This window comes from Acinetobacter sp. YH16051, from assembly GCF_013417135.1.
Classification (GTDB): Bacteria; Pseudomonadota; Gammaproteobacteria; order Pseudomonadales; family Moraxellaceae; genus Acinetobacter; species Acinetobacter towneri.
Genome location: NZ_VPEN01000079.1, coordinates 1 through 2,515, shown reverse-complemented (window position 1 = coordinate 2,515; position 2,515 = coordinate 1). Strand labels below are relative to the sequence as shown.

Annotated in this window: 1 protein-coding gene; it reads left to right on the top strand. The window is 39.0% G+C overall.

Annotation, left to right across the window (positions count from 1 at the left end):
* Nucleotides 1–300: 300 nt before the first annotated feature.
* Nucleotides 301–2,055, top strand: coding sequence for a MobQ family relaxase (mobQ, locus tag FTV41_RS14330; protein WP_373682964.1), 1,755 nt, complete (start codon nt 301–303; stop codon nt 2,053–2,055).
* The last annotated feature ends 460 nt before the right edge of the window (nt 2,056–2,515 follow it).

Sequence of the window (2,515 nt, the reverse complement as noted above, 5' to 3'; positions counted from 1 at the left end):
CTTCTTTAAAACTGCATCGTTCTTTTCTTGAATATCTGACATAGTATTAAACCGTGATGATCAATAATCAAACATCATCATAGAGTCAAAAAACAAAGCGAGCAATATCAAACGTAGCGAAGCGGAGTTTTCCCGGAATGAAATGAAGGGCGCACTTACCCACTTTTATCATTTCATTCAAAAGTGGACGTTGCGACAGGGGAAACCCCTGTACCCCATGACCTCGCTTTAGCATGGTCAGCAACTTTTTCAAAGTTGCAAAAATCAAAACCACGGTATGCAGAAATTTAGGTTTTTAAAGTGGCAATTTTTCATTTGAATGAAAGCAACATCTCACGAAGTGACGGACGTTCAGCCGTTGCTTGTGCTGCTTATCGTGCCTGTGAAAAATTAGAGGATCTGACTTTTGGAAAGACTCAGGACTACACTAAAAAAAAGGGACTTGCATACAAAAATATTTATGCACCAGAACATACCAATACAAAACTTTTAGACCGTCAAACACTTTGGAATACAGTAGAAAAAAAAGAATTCAATGCCAATGGCTCAATGAAAGCCAATGCACGACTCGCCAAAGAATATATCTGTGCTTTACCACATGAATTAACAGATGCAGAACGCATAAAAATCGTTGATGACTTTTGCCGAGACTTTGTGAACAAGCACAATGTTATTGTCGATGCCTGCATCCATGCACCACATGAACATAACGATGAAACCAATAATAAAAACTATCACGTACACATGATGTTCACGACCAGACTCATCAATGAAAAAGGCGAATTAGGAAAGAAACAAAGAATCTTCAACGACCATGGTCCCGAGATCCTGAAGGACAGCCGAGCAACTTTTGCCAATGTTGTAAACACAGTATTGGAAAATGCCGGACTAGACGAACGCATCGACCACCGGAGTTACAAGGATCAGGGCTTAGACTTTCTTGAACCCACTCATCATGAAGGGCATGAAGCTACAGCACTTCGCAGACAATATGATGAGGAACAAAAAAGACCGCTTGAAGAACGTAACACTGAAATTGTGCTACCAAGAATTGCACTTGAAAATGATGCAATCAAAGCCAAAAATTTAGATGCTGCACGAGAATACCAACAGATCATCAAGGGCCTTGATCAAGAAATTATTGTTCCAAGTCGATTAGAAGATCAGATTACCCAGCTGGAAAACGAACTTCAGTTAACCGAAGCAGAAGAAAAAGAGCTTTTAGCAGAATTAGTAAATCTCAACCTAGAAGAAGAACGCCTGCAAGAACAACAGGTTCAACAGATCGACAACGCATATGATGACTTCATCCGGTGCCAAGATATTTATGCAGAATTTGCCAATCAGTTTTACACCATTCAAAGCAATGCTGCTGATAATCAAAAGCAGATTGAATCAAATCTCACCAAGACAAAACGATGGTTAGCAGAAAACAAAAGCGATTTTTACCTACATACCAATAATTTGTTTTATGACTCTTATCATCATACTTACAGAGATATAAAAAAACCTGATTTTTATGCGACTGAAAAATCAGTAGAACAGGCAAAAAATGAGAACTGGAGAGAATACGCAACCGAGGTCGAACAACTTGCTAAAGAATACGATATTGAGAATGTTGTCCAACGCTTAGGCCAATGCTCAGAGATACTGGAAAATAATGGGATTGAACGACCAACGATAAAACCCTCGTTTTGGCAGAAGCTAAAACGAGAGTACGTTCATTCATTCGATACCCTACATGATTTTAATGATGATATGAGTCCCCTCCTTAAAGCAAAACGGGCAGATGATCTCAAAATTGAACAAGAAAGAATGCAGCAAGTACGCCAAGCGGAAGTAGATCGCCAACGAAGAATTGAAAATGATCGCAGAGAAAGTGAATTTAGAGAGCAATTACGTAAAGAACGAGAGCAAAAAGAACAACGCTATGAACAAGAAAGACGCGAACGAGAACATTTGGCATTTTTAAAACGCCAAGAATTGGAAAAACAGCAGAAAAATGAGCCTAAAAAACCAGAAAATGAAAATAACAACGATTACCGACCTTGGTGAATGCTGTTTAAACGCAAAAAAATAGGGTTTTTAGCGATGTTTTGCTAAACCACAGTAGATTTATAGTTGAGTTAAGAAAAAACTCTTAAATCGCAAATGAGAGCATTTAGCGAGTGTCTACGAGCGAACTACAGGGATCTAAATTTTTTCACCTGTTTTTCCCTGATTACAGGCTCCCCTGTGTATCAAGAACTCAGAATCAGAGCATCCCGAATGGGTGCGAACTGATTACGGTGACTTTATGTCGAGCGAAGCGAGTGAAAAAGCTCTATGAGCGAAGCGAATTCCGAGTTGCTTTTGCTTTTTTTAAAAGTCACGAAATTCTGAGCCAAAAATTGCCCCTACGAACTGAGCGAAAGCGAAGTTCAATAGAGTTTGAGCGTAGCGAAAACCAAGGGCAATTTTTCATTCCCTGGGCTTTTAATTATTTTAAAGCTTTTAAATGCTTTTAGGTAAGCTG